The organism is Novosphingobium sp. BL-S-20, from assembly GCF_055521635.1.
This window is the reverse complement of record NZ_CM145494.1, coordinates 2948010-2965348: the sequence shown is the minus strand read 5'-3', so window position 1 is coordinate 2965348 and position 17339 is coordinate 2948010. Positions and strand designations below refer to the sequence as shown.

15 protein-coding genes are annotated in these 17339 nt (G+C 65.9%); 2 read left to right on the top strand and 13 right to left on the bottom strand.

Features of this window, described 5'->3' with window-relative positions:
• Nucleotides 1-2 precede the first annotated feature (2 nt).
• From ACZ1II_RS21660 to ACZ1II_RS21620, 9 genes are all read right to left on the bottom strand, one after another.
• Nucleotides 3-1889, bottom strand: coding sequence for a M1 family metallopeptidase (locus ACZ1II_RS21660; RefSeq protein ID WP_465145625.1), 1887 nt, complete (start codon nt 1887-1889; stop codon nt 3-5).
• Nucleotides 1890-2038: 149 nt separating this feature from the next.
• The gene (locus tag ACZ1II_RS21655) at nt 2039-3565 is read right to left on the bottom strand and encodes a hypothetical protein (RefSeq protein ID WP_465145624.1); all 1527 of its coding nucleotides are present in this window, start codon (nt 3563-3565) and stop codon (nt 2039-2041) included.
• 102 nt (nt 3566-3667) lie between these two features.
• On the bottom strand, nt 3668-4228 hold the full coding sequence (locus ACZ1II_RS21650; RefSeq protein ID WP_465145623.1) for a fasciclin domain-containing protein: 561 nt from the start codon (nt 4226-4228) through the stop codon (nt 3668-3670).
• Between the two features lie 17 nt (nt 4229-4245).
• On the bottom strand, nt 4246-5145 hold the full coding sequence (locus ACZ1II_RS21645; protein WP_465145622.1) for a hypothetical protein: 900 nt from the start codon (nt 5143-5145) through the stop codon (nt 4246-4248).
• A 201-nt stretch (nt 5146-5346) separates the two neighbouring features.
• A complete protein-coding gene (gene glnA, locus ACZ1II_RS21640) occupies nt 5347-6756 on the bottom strand; it encodes a type I glutamate--ammonia ligase (RefSeq protein WP_465145621.1) in 1410 nt (469 codons plus the stop codon).
• 182 nt (nt 6757-6938) lie between these two features.
• Complete coding sequence (locus ACZ1II_RS21635; protein ID WP_021233466.1) at nt 6939-7277, bottom strand: P-II family nitrogen regulator; 339 nt, start codon at nt 7275-7277, stop codon at nt 6939-6941.
• Between the two features lie 390 nt (nt 7278-7667).
• Nucleotides 7668-8591 carry an N-acetyl-gamma-glutamyl-phosphate reductase gene (argC, locus tag ACZ1II_RS21630; RefSeq protein ID WP_465145620.1) on the bottom strand — a complete coding sequence of 308 codons (924 nt, stop codon included), beginning with the start codon at nt 8589-8591 and terminating at the stop codon, nt 7668-7670.
• Nucleotides 8591-8890: an SH3 domain-containing protein gene (locus tag ACZ1II_RS21625; RefSeq protein ID WP_465145619.1), complete on the bottom strand. Its 300-nt coding sequence runs from the start codon at nt 8888-8890 to the stop codon at nt 8591-8593. Before ACZ1II_RS21625 ends, argC begins: the two co-directional genes overlap by 1 nt.
• Before the next feature lie 117 nt (nt 8891-9007).
• Nucleotides 9008-10414: a leucyl aminopeptidase family protein gene (locus ACZ1II_RS21620; RefSeq protein WP_465145618.1), complete on the bottom strand. Its 1407-nt coding sequence runs from the start codon at nt 10412-10414 to the stop codon at nt 9008-9010.
• A gap of 48 nt (nt 10415-10462) precedes the next feature.
• On the opposite strand from ACZ1II_RS21620, the gene ACZ1II_RS21615 reads away from it, so the two are divergent.
• Together ACZ1II_RS21615 and map are read left to right on the top strand one after the other, a co-directional pair.
• Nucleotides 10463-11305, top strand: coding sequence for a DUF4163 domain-containing protein (locus tag ACZ1II_RS21615; protein WP_465145617.1), 843 nt, complete (start codon nt 10463-10465; stop codon nt 11303-11305).
• A 204-nt stretch (nt 11306-11509) separates the two neighbouring features.
• A complete protein-coding gene (gene map, locus ACZ1II_RS21610) occupies nt 11510-12340 on the top strand; it encodes a type I methionyl aminopeptidase (RefSeq protein WP_465145616.1) in 831 nt (276 codons plus the stop codon).
• 240 nt (nt 12341-12580) lie between these two features.
• On the opposite strand, the gene ACZ1II_RS21605 is transcribed toward map, so the two are convergent.
• The 4 genes from ACZ1II_RS21605 to lptB form a co-directional block, all read right to left on the bottom strand.
• Nucleotides 12581-13894 carry a methyltransferase domain-containing protein gene (locus tag ACZ1II_RS21605; protein ID WP_465145615.1) on the bottom strand — a complete coding sequence of 438 codons (1314 nt, stop codon included), beginning with the start codon at nt 13892-13894 and terminating at the stop codon, nt 12581-12583.
• 222 nt (nt 13895-14116) lie between these two features.
• On the bottom strand, nt 14117-14797 hold the full coding sequence (locus ACZ1II_RS21600; protein ID WP_465145614.1) for an energy transducer TonB: 681 nt from the start codon (nt 14795-14797) through the stop codon (nt 14117-14119).
• A gap of 150 nt (nt 14798-14947) precedes the next feature.
• Nucleotides 14948-16441 (bottom strand): RNA polymerase factor sigma-54, encoded by a 1494-nt coding sequence (gene rpoN / locus ACZ1II_RS21595; protein ID WP_465145613.1) that lies wholly within the window; start codon nt 16439-16441, stop codon nt 14948-14950.
• A 56-nt stretch (nt 16442-16497) separates the two neighbouring features.
• Entirely contained in the window at nt 16498-17292 is a 795-nt protein-coding gene (lptB, locus tag ACZ1II_RS21590) for an LPS export ABC transporter ATP-binding protein (RefSeq protein WP_465145612.1), read from the bottom strand.
• Nucleotides 17293-17339 lie beyond the last annotated feature (47 nt).

The following is a 17339-nucleotide window of genomic DNA, read 5'->3' as shown; positions in this document are numbered from 1 at the left end:
GGTTACTCCTGCGGTGCTTCCGGGGCGACGATGCGCGCGATCCCGGCGGCAGTGGAGGGGTGGTAGGTGGGCCTCGCCTCGGCGAAGAAGTCCCGCGCCTTGCTGGTGCCCCAGTCGCCCTGCTTCATCAGCCCCTTGTAGAGCGGATAGACCAGCAGCCCGCGCCCGATCCGCGAGAGATAGGCGCGCAAGTAGGGCACCGCCGGATCGTAATGGTTGGCGATGGCGAGTTCGAACCAGGCCGACTGGATATAGGCATTGCCCGAGGCCGAGAGACCCAGCGCCGTGTCCAGTTCCTTGAGGCGCGCGGGCGTCTGCTGCCGGTCGATGCCGTTGAGGAAGCGCAGCCATTCCTGCGTGGTCCAGCCTTGCGGCTGCACCGCGCTTGCCGGGCCGCCTGCGTTGAAGGCGGCCAGTTTGGTATCGACTTTCGCCAGGGTCGCGCTGTGGACGCGAACGGCATTGTCCGGCAGGCCCGCGCCGTAGGACCAGCGGTCGAGCTGGAGTTTCAGTTCGAGGTCCGGCTGGCCCTTGAGCAGGCGTTCGCGAAGATCGCTAAGGAAACCGGCGGTGGTCTGCGGCTGGAAGGCATGGCGGTCGAAGTAGGAGGTGAGGTAGGCGTCCCACTTGTCGCGGCCCACGGTATATTCGATCATGCGCAGGAAGTTGGAACCCTTGGTATAGTCCACCTCGCCCGCGCCCGGTTCGCCGTTGAGGCGCGTGGCGGCGCCGGTCTGGCCGCCGCCTGCGGCGATCTCGCGCTGGAGCACGTCCCAGTCGAGATCGGCATATGTCGCGGCCTGCTCCTTGCCGTAGAGCGATTCCATGATGCGGTTTTCGAAGTAGGTGGTGAAGCCTTCGTTCAGCCAGGTATCCGACCAGGTGGCATTGGTGACGAGGTTGCCCGACCAGGAATGCGCCAGTTCATGCGCGACGACATCGGTGTTCGAGCGGTCGCCCGTGACGATCGTCGGTGTCAGGAAGGTCAGCATCGGGTTTTCCATGCCGCCGTAAGGGAAGGCGGGCGGCAGCACGAGCATGTCGTAGCGGCCCCAGCGATAGGGGCCGTAGAGCTTGCTGGCGGCGTCGATCATCTTTTCGACATCGACGAATTCCTTCGCCGCCTTGTCCAGCATCGGCGCCTCGGTCCAGACGCCGGAGCGGGGGCCGAGCGACTTGAACTTGAGGTCGCCCACCGCGAAGGCGATCAGGTAGGGCGGCACCGGCTTGTCCATGCGGAAGCGGAATTGACGGCGGCCGTCGGGCAGCGCCTCGCCCTTGTCGCCGGAGAGCTTTTCGGCGCTCATCACCGCGACCATGTCGCCCGGCACGCGCAAGGTGGCTTCCCAGGTCTGGCGGATGCCGGGGCTGTCCTGCGTCGGCACCCACGAACGGTTGAGGATAGCCTGGCCCTGGCTGAACAGGAAGGGCTTCTTCTTGCCGAAGGTCATTTCCGGCGGCAGCCATTGCAGCGCGGTGGCGCCGGGCTTCGAGCGGTAGGCGATCCTGATCTTCGTGGCGCCCGCGAGGTCGATGGTAAGCGCCGAGCCGATATCGGCGTTCGCGGTGTCCTTGGGGCCGAGCGTCCACTTCAGCGGCTTGCCCGCGGCGTCGGTGACGGCGGAGATATCCATGTCGTTGACGTCGAGCACGACTTGCGCGGCCCCCGGCGCGGCGAGGATGTCGAGCAGGGCGCTGCCGGACAGGGTCTTGCCGGTGAAATCGACATCGAGGTCCAGCGCCACATGAGTCACGCGGGCGACTTGCGGCTGGGCGTGGGTCCAGACGTCTTTCGCCTCGGGCGTTGTCAGGATCGGGGCGGGCGCCGTTTGGGCGATAGCGGGGGCGGCGGTTCCGGCGAGCAGCGCGGCGGCAAGAAGTATACGCATGGCGGCAACTTATGGTCGCGGCCATGGCCGGGTGCAAGCACTGCTGTGAACGGTAAATCGATGAGCTTCGTCACTCCCCGCGCAGGTGGGGTTCGCCGCCTGCGTGGGGATGATGATGGAGGGTGAGTCGCTGTTGGGAAGCGAAATCCTCAGAGGCCTGAGGCCTGGACGTCGAACTTTCGCGTCCCGCCTGCGCCGGCCACGGCGGCCTGCACGTCGGCGCGCTGCTTGAGAGCGGCGAGGCCTGCGGCGAAGGGCACCGGAGGCAGGTTCGCGGGCGGCGGCGCATAGTCGCTGAGCTGCGCGAGGGCATCGATCCGGCGGTCGGGATCGCCCAGGCGCGCGATCATCGAGGAGGCGGCGTCGTCGATCCGGTTCATGCAGATCTGCAGGTCGGTAACGGCCTCGGCGTGATCCCCGGCATGGGCTTCCACATAGGCGAGGTCGGCCTCGGCGAGATCGGTCTTGCCTGCGCCCTGCGCCGCGCAGCCGTGGGCGAGGCGGTATTCCATGGTGCCGTAGGGACTGGCCGTCGTGTCGATGGTTGCGCCTAGCGGGGCGAGGGTTTCCAGCGCCGCGTCGTAGTGGCCGAAGCGGTTTTGCAGATAGGCGAGGTTGACGACCTGGCTGATATTGCCGTTGCCGTTCTCGCCGGAGGCGATGGCCTGCCGGAAGGCGGCGACGCCGTCTTCATAGCGGCCAAGCTGTTCGTAGGTGCGGGCGAGGCTGTCCCACCACCAGTTGAGCTGGCTGTCGCGGTCGGAAAACTGCTTTTCGAGCACGCCGTAAGGGCGCGCGGCTTCCAGTGTGACATGCGCCTTGTCAGGCTCGCCGATCGCCCGCTGGGCCGCGGCAAGCTGGATCGGAAGGGTGAGCAGACCGGGGCGCAGGATGCTGCGGCGTTCGAGTTCGGCGATCTCCCGCTGGTAAGCGGCGCGCAAGTCGAAGCTCTCGGGCAGCAGGTTGCGCAGGGCCGGGTCGAGGCTGATATCGCGCAGCAGTTGCGCGCTGTGGATCGTGGCGATCTGGGCGGAGGCGCCCGCCCGGTCGCCGGACCCCGCCAGCATGCGCGCGTAAGAGCGGCGGATCGCCTCGAAACGGATGTCGTCCTGGGCGCGGGGCAGAGTGGATAGCAGCGCCAGATAGCGGCGATAGGCCGGGTTTGCCGGGTCGTCCGCGAACTTGCGGCCCAGCGCCATCAGCCAGTCGGTCTCGATCGCGTCGATCCCGCCCGGCAGGTCCTTCTGCATGGTTTCGAGCGTGGCGACGGCATCGGCAGGCTTGCCGCCGTCGAGCTCCAGTCCGAAACGCAGGCTCCAGGCGACGCTGGGCGCGCCGGTAATCGCGGTCATCTCGTGGGCATGGACCAGGGCCGGTTCGATCCGGTTGCCGCGCGCCTCGCACAGAGTTGCGATCATCAGGAAAGGCACGCGCACGCGGTCATCCAGCGTGGCGAAGGCCTTGTCGGCAACGACCGGCGCAACTTTGCCGAGCGCGCCTTCGCAATTGTCGGTGGCCATGAAGCTCTGCGCCTGCGGCAGCGCGGCAGCGGCCGTCTCGCCGATATCCTTGCGCGCCAGCGCGGCCTGCGGCGCGACGGCGAGGGCCAGAACAGGCAGGGCCAGAGCGGCGAGAAGAGTCGCGCGGAGCCGGGCCGCGCGTGCGAAGTTCGTCATGATATTCCCCGTTGCCTTGGGGGAACGCTACGGCAGCGGATCGGCCTTGTCAGCGGGGGACGGCGTGAAAAACCTCGTCATCCGGGGGACAGGGCGCGAATATCACAGCTTTTTGAGCACGCCGGTCACCGGAATGGCGATGCTGGCACCGCCGGTCACCGGATCGCCGTCGAAGCTGGCCTGGGTGCCGTCTTCCGCCGCGACGTTGACGGTGGTGCCCGCCAAGGTGAAAGTGAGCGTGCCGCCGCCCAGCGTCGGGATCGCCACTTTGCCGTCCTTGTTGGCCTTGATCGCGGCAACGATGTCCTGCGGGGTCATGTAGCCGGTCAGCATGTGGTCCTTGATGAGCGCGGCCAGCGCGGCGTGGTCGTCCGCCTCGGTGAGTTGCTTGGCCGGATCGCCGAGCTGCGCGAAAGCGTCGTCCTCCGGTGCGATCAGGGTGTAGCTGGCATCGTCCCGGAACACCCCTTCGATGCCGGTTTCCTTGAGCGCCTCGGCCACGGTCTGGAGGCCGGAGGCATTGTCGAGCGTCTGGGGCAGGGTTTCGGACGCCGCCGGGGTGGCGGTTGCGGTCTGTCCCTCGGAACTGTCCTTGCTCGAACAGGCGCCGAGCGAGAGGCCGAGGGCAGCCAGAAGCGTGAGAGCGAGATGGTCCTTGCGCATGTGTCCTTCCTGGCCCTTCAGGAGAGCAGTTCGATGGCCGCCCGCACACGGCGGTTGCCAGGGTCGAGCTGGTAGATGTAGCCGTCGCTGTAGCGATAGAGCGCATCCGGCCCGTCGCGGTACTGGTCGCGCCAGGCGGCGGGGAGGTTGTAGACCTCGTGGCCGGGCGGCATCGCCTGGCCGATCCGGATCGTGTTGCCGAGCAGCAGGGCGGCGACCCCGGAGATCGCGGTATCGTCCGCGTTCATCCGGTAGATCGTCCTGTCGTAATAGCGCCAGGTGCCTTGGCCGCCGAGGCGGTAGTATCGGGTGTAGTAGTCAGGCAGGGAGACCGGCTTGTAGTCGCCGGGCCAGGGCTGTCCGACCGCCAGCCCGCCGCCGAGCAGCGGCACGTAGCCGACCACGCCGTTGCCGCCTTCCGTCCCGTTGGCGGCAGGAGCGTTCGCCGCGCCGAGGCGCAGCAGGTAGCCGTCCCCGAAACGGGCCTGGGTGTCGTCGGCCCAGGCCGGGGAGAACCAGCCGGGATCATGCCAGGCTTTTTCCGGCGGATGGGTACGCGGCGGCAGCACGCAGCCGGGATACTTTGTGGCGAGCGCGGTGGGGCAGCCGGCAAGGACCGGGGCGGCGGCGGGCGGGTTCCAGGCGATGTCCTGCTCGCGCGTGACCACGCGCACGCGGTCTCCGGCGGGAACGCGAAATTCCCGACCTTCCGAATCCCGGAAGGTGGTTTCGGCGGCGTCCTTGCGGCGGGCCTGTTCCTGCTGGCGCTGTTCGCGCGCGGCGGTGACGCGGTTCTGTGCCTCTGCCTGTTCGGATTGCTGGCTTCCGGATTGCTCAGCCGCAGCGATGCCGATCGCCAGCGGGGCGATCAGGGTCAGGCCGGTCATCCCGGCGAGAAATGTCCACGTTCTCGGCATCGCTGCTTCTCCTTCGAGGGGCGCAACGCGGCGGGACGATAGCCGTTCCCGCGCAATTTGTCGCCAAGCGTCGCAGCGGACTGTCGCGCGGTAAGAGCATGTTAGCCAACGAAAAGGGCGCCCGGATTGCTCCGGGCGCCCCACTCGGCGAACTGAGGCTCCTTCCGCGCCATTTCCGAAGAAAGGGGGAAGGAAGCGCGATCAGGCGCTGTAGTACATGTCGAACTCGACAGCCGACGGCGTGGTTTCCCAGCGCAGCACTTCCGGCCACTTCAGTTCGAGGTAGGATTCGATCTGGTCCACGGTGAACACGCCGCCTTCGAGCAGGAAGGCATGGTCGGCCTGGAGCGAATCGAGCGCTTCACGCAGCGAACCGCAGACGGTCGGCACTTCGGCGAGTTCGGCCGGCGGCAGATCGTAGAGGTTCTTGTCCATGGCTTCGCCCGGGTGGATCTTGTTCTTGATCCCGTCGAGACCGGCCATGAGCAGCGCGGCGTAGCAGAGGTAGGGGTTGGCCATCGCGTCGGGGAAGCGGAATTCCACGCGCTTTGCCTTGTCGCCCGCACCGTAGGGGATGCGGCACGAGGCCGAGCGGTTGCGGGCCGAATAGGCCAGCAGAACCGGGGCTTCGTAACCCGGCACCAGGCGCTTGTAGCTGTTGGTGGTCGGGTTGGTGAAGGCGTTCAGGGCCTTGGCGTGCTTGATGACGCCGCCGATGAAGTAGAGGCACATGTCGGAAAGGCCGGCATAGCCGTTACCGGCGAACAGCGGGCTGCCCTTGTCCCAGATCGAGATGTGGGTGTGCATGCCCGAGCCGTTGTCCTTCATGATCGGCTTCGGCATGAACGTGGCGGTCTTGCCATAGGCCTGCGCGACCATGTGCACGACGTACTTGTAGATCTGCATGCGGTCGGCAGTGGTGACCAGCGTGCCGAAGGTCAGGCCGAGTTCGTGCTGGGCAGCGGCCACTTCGTGGTGGTGCTTGTCGCAGGGCAGGCCCATTTCGAGCATGGTGGTGACCATCTCGCCGCGGATGTCGACGGCCGAGTCGACCGGAGCGACCGGGAAGTAGCCGCCCTTGGCGCGCGGACGGTGGCCGAGGTTGCCCACGTCGTAGTCCTTGGCGGTATTGGTCGGCAGTTCGATGTCGTCGATCTTGAAGCCGTTGCCGTCGTAGCCGTCGTAGAACTTCACGTCGTCGAACATGAAGAATTCGGCTTCGGGGCCGACGTAGACGGTGTCACCGAAACCGGCCGACTTGACGAAGGCTTCGGCGCGCTTCGCGGTCGAGCGCGGGTCGCGGGCGTAGAGGTCGCCGGTCGAGGGTTCCACGATGTCGCAGAACAGGATGAGCATCGGGGTGGCCGAGAACGGATCGACATAGACGGCGTCGAGGTCCGGCTTGAGGATCATGTCCGACTCGTTGATGGCCTTCCAGCCCTCGATCGACGAACCGTCGAACATCAGGCCGTCTTCCAGCTCGTCCTCGCCGAGAACCGAAGCGACCATGGTGAGGTGCTGCCACTTGCCCTTGGGGTCGGTGAAACGCAGGTCAACCCACTCGATCTCTTCGTCCTTGATGCGCTTGAGGACGTCCTTTGCACTCGCCATTAGAGTAGTCTCCAGTGATGCTCTTCCGATCCCGAAAGAGGCTTTGGTGTTTCCTGATTCTCGGGAACTTCCCGGCCCCCGCCGGTACTTCCCGTTCCGGCAGTGGCGGGGTCTTTCCGATCCCACCGAAAACCGGGCAGTCGATGTCCGGCGCGCGCCGGGAAGGGGCTATAGCCCCCCGATTACAGGGCGTCGTCGTCCCGCTCGCCGGTGCGGATGCGCACGGCGGTTTCGATGGGAACGACGAAGATCTTGCCGTCACCGATGCGGCCGGTCTGTGCGGCGTCGGCAATGGCTTCGACCACGCGTTCGGCCAGGGCGTCGGGAACGACCACTTCGAGCTTCACCTTGGGCAGGAAGTCGACGACGTATTCGGCGCCGCGATAGAGTTCGGTGTGGCCCTTCTGGCGGCCGAAACCCTTGGCTTCGGTAACGGTGATGCCCGAGACGCCAACTTCGTGCAGTGCTTCCTTCACTTCGTCCAGCTTGAACGGCTTGATGATAGCTTCGATCTTTTTCACGCCAGTGTTGACCCCTGCATGGTCCCGGATCTTTTCCCGAAGACAGTTCCGGTCCGGGAACCAGATGCCTCGCGCGCGATTCCTAACAAGAATCGTGCCAGTGCGGATGGCCCCTCGTAGGCCAAGTGTGCAGCCGCGGAAAGACGGTAATCGTAGCTTTCGACAGGCCGAATGCACTGAGTCGTGCAGGAAAGAGGTCGGTTGGCGACATTATGTGTTCAAGATTCGGGCACGCCCTGCCTTAAAATTGTGCATAGATGAAAAAACGACCTTGGGGACTCGTCGCTGGATAAGGCGCCGTAAGCTAACGAAAGAAGGCGCCGGAGACCGCGTGGTCTCCGGCGCCTTCTTTTGCGCTCACGAAATGTCGGGCCTGTTACAGTCGGGGTCTTACAGCCTCAGGCCGGCGGTCTCGGGGAGACCGGCCATGAGATTGAGGTTCTGTACCGCCGCGCCGCTGGCGCCCTTGCCGAGGTTGTCGAGCAGGGCGACCATGCGGGCCTGCGAACCGTCCTTCGCGCCGAGTACCCGCAGGGTCAGCGTATCGACCGGCGCCATCGAGGCGCGCAGCAGCAGTTCGTCGGGCTGGTCATCGACGACCGTGACGATCTCGCTGCCCGTATAGAATTCCGCGAGCGCGGCGCGCAGCGCGGCGGGATCGCCCGCCTTCGGCATCATCGAGAGGTGCAGCGGCACTTCCACCAGCATGCCGCGGTGCGCGGGAACCACGGCGGGGGCGAAGATCGGGGCATGGGTCAGGCCGACATGGGCGGTCATTTCCGGCACATGCTTGTGGCCGAGCGCCAGGCCGTAGGCGCGGAAGGCGATGTCGCGGTCTTCCTCGAAGTGCGCGATCAAGGCCTTGCCGCCGCCCGAATAGCCTGAGACGGCGTGGCAGACGTAAGGCCAGTCGGCGGGCAGCAGGCCTGCCTTCACCAGCGGGGCTACCAGGGCGATGAAGCCGGTCGGATAGCAGCCGGGATTGCTGACGAAGCGCGCGGCGGCGACGGTCTCGCGGCCGACGACTTCGGGGAAGCCGTAAGTCCAGTCCGGCGCGACGCGGTGCGCCGAGGAGGCGTCGATCACGCGGGTCGTGTCATTGCGGATCATGCCGACGGCGGCCTTGGCGGCATCGTCGGGCAGGCAGAGGATCACGAAGTCCGCCGCGTTCAGCGCTTCGGCGCGGGCGGCGTCGTCCTTGCGGCGGGCATCGTCGAGGACGATCAGCTCGAACTCGGCGCGGCCCGCGAGCCGTTCGGCGATTTCCAGGCCGGTGGTGCCGGCGGCGCCGTCGATGAAGACCGTCTTCGTCATCAGGCCTCAGCCTCCAGAGTGTCGAGCAGGACATAGCCGACCTGGCCATCCTCGCCGAGCTGGCCCCAGGCCCAGCTGCCAGCGATGTCGAGCACGTTGAACGTCTCGCCTGCCGGAAGCTCGCGAATCGCTTCGGCGTCGGCGCGGCTCATCGCGCGCAGCACGGCGCCCGGCAGGACCTTGTGCGGCATCGGCACCGCATAGTGCGGCACGAAGTAGAGACCGGCCAGCTTGATATGCGCCAGATCGCCGCGCACGGGAAGGCATCCGGGATCCGCGGTCACGCTCGGCCCGGTCATGGCAAGCAGTCCATCGATCCGGGGAGGGCGGGTATAGGAATCCTCAGTGGCCAACGCGGGTGCTACTCCAAATGCAAAGATGCGCGCGCTTAGCGGGGGCATGGCAAAGACGCAAGTTCAGCCGTGTTCGCCGGTGTAGCGCCGCTGCAACATCCGCCATGCCGCGCGCAGGCCCAGAGCGTCGCCGCCCTTGGGCCGACCGGGCTTGGCGGCGGGGCGCCAGGCGAACGTATCGAAGTGCGCCCAGTCGAGGCCCTTGGGCACGAAGCGGTCCATGAACAGCGCCGCCGTACTCGCGCCCGCGAAGCCGCTGGACCCGGCATTGTTGATGTCGGCAATGTCCGACTTCAGGTATTCGCGGTAGCCGTCGTAGAGCGGCAGGCGCCAGCAGGGGTCGTCCACTGCGAGACCGGCGTCGAGGATGTCCTGCGCGGTCTTGTCCTCGCGGGTGAACAGCGCGGGCAGGTCCGGGCCGACGGCGACGCGGGCGGCGCCGGTCAGCGTGGCGAAGTCGATCAGGAGTTCCGGCTCCTTCTCGCCCGCGCGGGTCAGCGCGTCGCCGAGGATCAGGCGGCCTTCGGCATCGGTATTGCCGATCTCCACGGTGATCCCTGCACGGCTGCGCAGCACGTCGCCGGGGCGGAAGGAATTGCCCGAGATCGCGTTTTCGACTGCCGGGATCACGAGATGGAGCCGCACCGGCAGCTTCGCGCCCATGATCAGGCGGGCGAGAGCGAGGGCATGGGCAGCGCCGCCCATGTCCTTCTTCATCAACAGCATGCCTGCGCCCGGCTTGATGTCGAGCCCGCCCGAATCGAAGCAGACGCCCTTGCCGACGACGGCGATCCGGGGATGCGTGGGATCGCCCCATTCCAGCTCGATCAGGCGCGGGGCATGGGCACGGCCCGCTGCGCGGCCTACCGCGTGGACCATCGGATATTCGCGTTCCAGCATCTCGCCGCGGGTGATCTTCACCTCGGCGCGGAAAGCCTTGGCCAGCGATTCGGCTTCGGATTCGAGCTGGCCCGGCCCCATGTCCTCGGCCGGGGTGTTGACGAGATCGCGGACGAGTTCGATCGCCTCGGCCTCGGCGATCACGGCGTCGATCGCCTTGACCTCGGTGGTGAGGAGAATGCGGGGGCCTTCCTCGGAGGGTTCGGAAAGATAGCGGTCGAAGCTGTACTGTCCGGCGATCCAGCCGAGCGCGGCCTTTCCGGGTTCGCCGGAGGCGCGGCGGTAGGTTCCGGCGGGGAGCACATCGGCCAGCTTCGCGAGGCACCAGGTCGAAAGCGCGGCGGGATCGGCCACGCCCGCGACAACGAACCAGCCGTCACCATCGGGCAGGATCGCGTGACTGCCCGCGCTGCCGGTGAACTTCTGCGCTTCCAGCGCGGCGCGCTGGGGAACCGACAGGCCCTTGATGAATTGCTCGTACCCGTCCTTGGGTCGATCTTTCGCGACGAGATGGATGGCGACGGCCTTCTGGCCGCGATCGGGCTGAATCAATGCGTTCTTGTCGGTCATGGTTCCATTCTCTAGCCTTGCCGCGAGCATGAGCCGAGAGGGAAAATGATGCGATCTGGTGCCTGGTATCTTGTCTCGATTGCAAGCGTGGCCCTGCTGGTGAGTGGCTGCAAGAGCGAGAAGCCCGCTCCCACCGCTTCGGAAACCGCTGCGACCACGGTGGAGACGGCGAGCGAAGCTGCCCCCGAGCCTGCGCCGGAAGCCAGCGAAGTCCCCGTGGGCGGCGGGCGCACGGAAAAGGCGGAGAACGACACCTACGAGTTCGAATACGCCTATCCGGACGCAGCGGGCGCGATTCCGGGGCTGAAGGCGAACCTCGACAAGCAGCTTGAGGCATCGCGCGCGGATCTTGTGAGCAGCGCGAAGGATGGACAGGCCGAAGCGAAGAAGAATGATTTCCCCTATCACGCCTATAGCTACGGCGAGGAATGGAAGGTCGTCACCGATCTGCCCGGTTGGCTCTCGCTGTCCTCGGAAGTCTATACTTATTCGGGCGGCGCGCATGGCATGAGCACGTTCGACGCCTTGCTGTGGGATCGCCATGCCGAGACGGCGCGCAGGCCCATCGACCTGTTCACCAGCAAGGAGGCGCTCTCGAAGGCGATCCGCACGCCGTTCTGCGCCGCGCTCGACAAGGAGCGGGTCAAGAAGCGCGGTGGCCCCATCGACAGGAGCGACGAGATGTTCTCCGAATGCATCGATCCGGTCGAGCAGGTGGTGATCCTCGGCTCGACGAACGGGCAGACGTTCGACCGCATCGGCCTGCTGGTTCCGCCCTACAACGCCGGGCCTTATGCCGAGGGCAGCTACGAGGTGACGGTGCCGGTGACGGGCGCGGTCATGGCGGCGCTGAAACCGCAGTACCGGTCGAGTTTCTCGGTGGGGAAGTAAGAGGTCTTTTGAAAAATGCCCGAGGGGCATTTTTGAGCGGCACCGGCCCACGCCCCCACCCTACCACCCAACGATAGTATCCTAGCGGGTGGTAGGGTGGGGGCGTGGGCCGGTGCCGCCAAAATCCGCCTGCGGCGGATTTTCAAACAATCTCCGGTCTCTCCCGATCTCGCAATTTGCGAACACAATCGTTATGTAGGCGTCATGACCGAATACCAGATCGTCGAACCCGGAAGCGAAACCGTCCTGCGTGACGGCACCATCAAGCTGCACGGCCCCGAGGGCTTCGAGGGCATGCGCAAGGCAGGCCGCCTTGCCGCCATGATCCTCGACGAGATCGCACCGATGGTGCAGCCCGGTGTCACCACCGCCGCCATCGACGACAAGGTTCGCGAACTGACGCTGGACGGCGGCGCCGTGCCTGCGACGCTCGGCTACCGGGGCTATGCGCATTCGTGCTGCATCTCGATCAACCATGTCGTCTGCCACGGCATCCCGTCGGAAAAGACGATCAAGGACGGCGATATCGTCAATATCGACGTGACCCCGCTGCTCGACGGCTGGCACGGCGACACCAGCCGCATGTATCTGGCCGGAGACGTCTCGCTGAAGGCGCGCCGTCTGGTGGACGTGACTTACGAATGCCTGATGATCGGCATCGAGCAGGCCAAGCCCGGCAACCGCGTGGGTGATATCGGCGCGGCGATCCAGGCCTATGCCGAGTCGTTCCGCTACGGCGTGGTGCGCGAGTTTTGCGGTCATGGTCTCGGCCGCCTGTTCCATGATGCGCCCGAAGTGGTCCATGCCGGTCGTCCCGGCACCGGTCCGCTGCTCAAGCCGGGCATGTTCATGACCATCGAGCCGATGATCAACCTCGGCAAGCCGCCGGTGAAGCTGCTGGCCGACGGCTGGACGGCGGTGACGCGCGACAAGTCGCTGTCGGCGCAGTTCGAGCACTCGATCGGCATTACCGAAACCGGCTGCGAGATATTTACGACCAGCCTCAAGGGTCTGCACAAACCGCCTTACGTGTGATTTTCGCGGCGAGGGCGTTTCTTGTCGCTCCAGCATCGGTCTAACCGGCGAGATGGATGCTGAAACAAGTTCAGCATGACGGGGTGTTTGGGGGAAGGTTCGCGCCGAAGCAGCGCATGAAGCGCCGCAGGCTATGAAGCTATTTCCCGCAAGGAGCGCACCCCTGTCGCTGCGCGCGCAAGGTAGACAGTCCTGGGGGTGCAGGGGGGCTAAGCTCCCCTGCTTTTCTCTTTCTTCCCTTCAAGCCGCCAGAGCCGCCGATGGCTTGCTCAGCAGCGCCAGCAGCGAGATGCGGTTGAAGAACCACATGCGTTGCAGTTCGAGGCCGCTGTATTTCCGCAAGGTGTTCGCGAAAGTATAGGGCGTGTACCAGACGTTGTGGTCGGGGTGGACGCCTTCGAGGAAGGTCTCGGTTTCCGGCAAATAGTCGAAGTGGCGGGCGCGGCACTGAAAGGCGTCGGGCACGGAAATGAGGAAGAGGCCTGCGTCCACGGCCTCAATTCGGCGGAGGAAGCCGGACACGTCGGGGACGTGTTCCATGACTTCGGGGATGAGCACCACGTCGTAGCGATCGGTCACTTGTGCGAAATCGGTGAAGAGCTGTCCTTTCACGAAAGGTCGCAGCTGTTCGAGCGCCTCGCCGTGGGGATCGATGCCGTCGAGCCGGGCGCAGTGCGCTTCGAGGCGGACGTGGAGGGAGGTGCGCGGATCGGTGATCAGCCAGTCCGCGCAGCCGACGTGGAGCACGCGCTGGCCGGATAGCAGGCTGGCGAAGACGTCCATCCTGTCCAGTGAGGCCAGCTCCGACCCCACCGGCACGCGCTGGAGGAAATAGGGCGCGTGGATGCGTTCGAGGGGCGAGCTTGCGGGCGGTTCGGGAGATGGCGGTGGCGATGGCGGCGAGGGGGCGATCCCGCGCACATCGGCCTTGTGCATGTCCTCGTAAGTACGCAGCGTCGAGCCCCAGAGCTGGTGGGCATAGACCGGATCGCGGCCTTCATAGGTTACCCCGGTGAAGTGGCGTGGGATGAACAGGTGGCTGGGGTAGATTCGCAGCGGGGTATAGGCGAACTTGCGGTAGCAGTTGGTCAGGCGCTGCGGTCCCACGGTTTTCCATGCCATGTCCTCGATCACCGAGGGGCTGGCGGCAATGTCCTCGACGATCCGTTTCACGAAAGCATTGCCTGCCTCGCAGCCGAAATAGCCTGCCGCGATCAGGCCGGGGCGAGCGATCTCGCTTTCCCAGCAGGCGAAGGCCTCGCAGTCGAGCAGGTCATCGTCCAGCGGACGCAGGCAGATGGAATCGGCATCGAAGACCAGTCCGCCGTGTTCGAGCAGGATTTCCCAGCGCATCATGTCGGCCACGCCGTTGAGTTCGCGGGGCGCCATTGCGGCCATATGGCGGGCGTTGATCCAGTCGCGCCCCTTCAGTTCGGCATTGCCCCAGAGGCGGAATTCCCAGTCGGGATGGGCTTCCTGCCAGGTTCGGATGCAATTGTCGGGGCGGCGGGATTCGTCGCCGACCCAGATGAAATGGAAGCATTTCGGTATCATCGCGGCGGTTCCCGGCGGACGAGGATCGTCCGTTCCGGGGCTAAGGCGACAGGGTGAAGCAAGTCCGAAGGCCGGTTAGGCATTCATGCGTAAAGGGGCCTGCTCTCGGGAGTACGGAGCAGGCCCAACCCTCTCAGGATGAGGGAGAAGCGATCAGCCGGAGCGGCACGCAAGTGCGGAAAGTGTGCCGCTCCGGGCGGGCGACCTCCGGGGGTTTGAAGGTCAGTCCCGCGGGATGATCCAGCGGATCGTCCCCAGGTAATTGCCGGCGACCGGCTGGCCGTCGGCATTGGTGGCCGGTTCGAACCGGGCACGCCTGCTGACGTATTTGCAGGTGGCCTCGTCGAGGCCGGTATAGCCGCTCGACGCGACGATGCTGCACTGGCCGACGCGGCCCTTCGCATCGATGTCGAGCCGGAAACGTACGCTTCCCTGATGTTCGGCGCGCAAGTCGGCGGTGGGATAGTCCTGCGTCGTCACCCAGCCGGAGGCCGCATTGCGCGGCAGGGCGCCCTTGGGCTGGAACCGGGCCGGAGTCTCGGTCGGCGTGGGCTGGATGAGCGCCACCCTTTCGGTCTCGAACGCGGTCGGGGTGGCGGTGGGCACGGTCGTCGCGACCTGGACCGGATCGTTCACCGCGATCGGAATGCGCGGTGCAGGCGCGGTCAGCAGCGGCTGGTCCACCGGTTGATCGGGCTGAGCCTTGGGTTCGGGCGGCGGCGGCTGCGGAATGGGTTCGAGCTTGATCTGCGTGGCTTCGATATGTTTGGGCGGATCGCTCTTGAACATGGTGACGGCAAAACCGTTGACCAGAGCGATAACAAGTCCGCCCTGGATCAGGGCGACTATGCCGCCGGTAAAGGCCTTCTGATGATTGTTGGAATGTCGATCGGCGTAGGACATCGGCAATCCTTTCCATGAAGTGCACCGTACTTGCGTCGCCCATTTTCAGGTTGTCGCAAGTACGATGCGCTTCATGGAAAGCAGGCTATCACGATTTGCTGCAATTCAAATCGAATTGTGTCGAATCGATGAATGTGCCGAGCGGGAATTTCAGCGCAGCGCGGCAATGGCTTTCTGCCGGCGGCGCTGGACCGAACTGCCGAGGCCGATGGCTTCGCGGTACTTCGCCACCGTGCGGCGGGCGAGTTCGAAGCCCTTGCCCTTGAGCAGGTCCACCAGCGTGTCGTCGGAGAGGATCGCCTTGGGGTCTTCGGCATCGATCAGCTGGCGGATCGCTGCCTTCACCGCTTCTGCCGACGCGCCTTCGCCGCTCGCCGCCGCGACGCCGGAGGTGAAGAAGAACTTCAGCTCGTAAGTGCCTCGCGGGCAGTTCAGGTACTTGTTGGAGGTCACCCGGCTGACGGTTGATTCGTGCAGGCCGATCGCCTCGGCGACGGTACGCAGGGTGAGCGGGCGAAGCTGCGACACGCCCTGACGGAAGAAGCCTTCCTGCTGCTTCACCAGCTCGCTGGCGACCTTGAGGATGGTCTTCTGCCGCTGGTCCAGCGCTTTTATCAGCCAGTTGGCGTCGGCCAGCTTGTCGGAAAGCCAGGCGCGTGAACCCTTGTCGGCGCAATTGCCCTTGAGTTCGACGTAATAGCTGCGGTTGACGATCAGGCGCGGCAGGCTGGCCTGGTTGACCGCCACGTTCCAGCCGCCATCGCTACGGGCGGTGACGAGGATGTCGGGCGTTACCGCCGCGCTCGTCTCGCCGCCGAAGCGCAGGCCGGGCTTGGGGTCGTAGCCGCGCAGTTCGGCCAGCATGTCGGCGAAGTCTTCGTCATCCACACCGCAGATCCGCTTGAGCCGGGCGAGATCGCCGCGCGCCAGCAGGTCGAGGTTCTCGATCAGGCGGGCCATGCAGGGGTCGTGGCGGTCGGCCTCGCGAGCCTGGAGGGTCAGGCATTCTGACAAAGTGCGGGCGCCGACGCCGGTGGGGTCGAGCGTCTGTACGACGGCGAGGGCGGCTTCGGCTTCGGCGCGTTCGACGCCGAGGTCCTGTGCCACTTCGACAAGGGTGATCGGCAGGTAGCCCGCTTCGTCGAGTTGGCCGATGATGTAGTGGGCGATCGCGGCGATTAGCGGATCGGCGGTGGCGGCGCCGACTTGCGCTTCCAGATGGGCGGTGAGCGAGGTTTCGCCGCTGCCGCGCTCGTCTATCCTGGCGTCGATGCCGGGCAGGTCCTCGCCGTAACCTGACCGCACATCGGCGGACCATTCGCCGGTGTCGCGGTCACGATCGAGCGCGGTGGTGTCGATATCGAGCGGCCGGTCGTCCTCACCGCGCCCTTCGCCGATGAGCCGGTCCACCGGGGAGTCTTCGAGCGTGGTGCGCCGGGCCTCTTCCGGGGCTTCGCCCGCTTCGGGTGCCGGGGAAGCGGGGGCGCCGCCGAGGTCGAGCAGCGGGTTGGCTTCCAGGGACTCGCCGATGAAAGCCTCGATTTCGAGGTTGGACAGCGCCAGCAGCTTGATTGCCTGCTGGAGCTGCGGCGTCATGACCAGTGACTGACTTTGCCTGAGATCCAGGCGGGGTCCCAGCGCCACGGACTAGAGGTCCTGCGGACAGGAGCCTTTCGACAGGCGTGCGCCTGCCGCGAGGGTCACAGCGTGAAGCCTTCGCCGAGGTAGAGGCGGCGCACGTTCTCGTCGGCGACGAGGGCTTCCGGGCTGCCCGCGAAGAGCACCTGGCCGCCGTAGATGATGCAGGCGCGGTCCACGATGTCGAGCGTCTCGCGCACGTTGTGGTCGGTGATGAGCACGCCGATGCCGCGCGTCTTGAGGTCCTTCACAAGGTCGCGGATGTCGGAGATCGAGAGCGGGTCGATACCGGCGAAGGGTTCGTCCAGCAGCATGATCGAGGGCTTGGCGGCCAGCGCGCGGGCGATCTCGCAGCGGCGGCGCTCACCGCCGGACAGGGCCATGGCCGGGCTGGAGCGCAGGCGGGTGAGGCCGAATTCGTCGAGCAGGCGCTCCAGTTCGCTGGCGCGCACGTCCTTGTCCGGCTCGTTGAGTTCGAGCACGGCGCCGATGTTCTGTTCCACCGTGAGGCCGCGGAAGATCGAGGTTTCCTGCGGCAGATAGCCGAGGCCGAGGATCGCGCGGCGATACATCGGCAGGCGCGTCACATCGACGCCGTCCATCAGGATGCGGCCCGAATCGGGGCGTACCAGACCCATGATCGAATAGAAGCAGGTGGTCTTGCCCGCGCCGTTCGGGCCGAGCAGGCCGAGCACCTCGCCCTTGGCGACCGAGAGCGAAATGTCGGTGAGGACGGCGCGCTTGTCGTAGCTCTTGGCGATCGAGATCACTTCGAGCCCGCCGGCTTCGGCGACGGTGGGCACGTGATGGCCTGCCGAAGCGGCTGCCTGTGCGGGAAGTTCGGTGGTTCCGGTCATCTTCAGAGCGGTTTAAGCATCCGCCGGGGCCTCGGCAAGTCGGCATT

What these genes read in the sequence shown, in the direction of transcription:
- ACZ1II_RS21660 (WP_465145625.1), bottom strand. Translation starts at nt 1,889, where the DNA reads ATGCGTATACTTCTTGCCGCCGCGCTGCTCGCCGGAACCGCCGCCCCC.
- ACZ1II_RS21655 (WP_465145624.1), bottom strand. Translation starts at nt 3,565, where the DNA reads ATGACGAACTTCGCACGCGCGGCCCGGCTCCGCGCGACTCTTCTCGCC.
- ACZ1II_RS21650 (WP_465145623.1), bottom strand. Translation starts at nt 4,228, where the DNA reads ATGCGCAAGGACCATCTCGCTCTCACGCTTCTGGCTGCCCTCGGCCTC.
- ACZ1II_RS21645 (WP_465145622.1), bottom strand. Translation starts at nt 5,145, where the DNA reads ATGCCGAGAACGTGGACATTTCTCGCCGGGATGACCGGCCTGACCCTG.
- glnA (WP_465145621.1), bottom strand. Translation starts at nt 6,756, where the DNA reads ATGGCGAGTGCAAAGGACGTCCTCAAGCGCATCAAGGACGAAGAGATC.
- argC (WP_465145620.1), bottom strand. Translation starts at nt 8,591, where the DNA reads ATGACGAAGACGGTCTTCATCGACGGCGCCGCCGGCACCACCGGCCTG.
- ACZ1II_RS21625 (WP_465145619.1), bottom strand. Translation starts at nt 8,890, where the DNA reads ATGACCGGGCCGAGCGTGACCGCGGATCCCGGATGCCTTCCCGTGCGC.
- ACZ1II_RS21620 (WP_465145618.1), bottom strand. Translation starts at nt 10,414, where the DNA reads ATGACCGACAAGAACGCATTGATTCAGCCCGATCGCGGCCAGAAGGCC.
- ACZ1II_RS21615 (WP_465145617.1), top strand. Translation starts at nt 10,463, where the DNA reads ATGCGATCTGGTGCCTGGTATCTTGTCTCGATTGCAAGCGTGGCCCTG.
- map (WP_465145616.1), top strand. Translation starts at nt 11,510, where the DNA reads ATGACCGAATACCAGATCGTCGAACCCGGAAGCGAAACCGTCCTGCGT.
- ACZ1II_RS21605 (WP_465145615.1), bottom strand. Translation starts at nt 13,894, where the DNA reads ATGATACCGAAATGCTTCCATTTCATCTGGGTCGGCGACGAATCCCGC.
- ACZ1II_RS21600 (WP_465145614.1), bottom strand. Translation starts at nt 14,797, where the DNA reads ATGTCCTACGCCGATCGACATTCCAACAATCATCAGAAGGCCTTTACC.
- lptB (WP_465145612.1), bottom strand. Translation starts at nt 17,292, where the DNA reads ATGACCGGAACCACCGAACTTCCCGCACAGGCAGCCGCTTCGGCAGGC.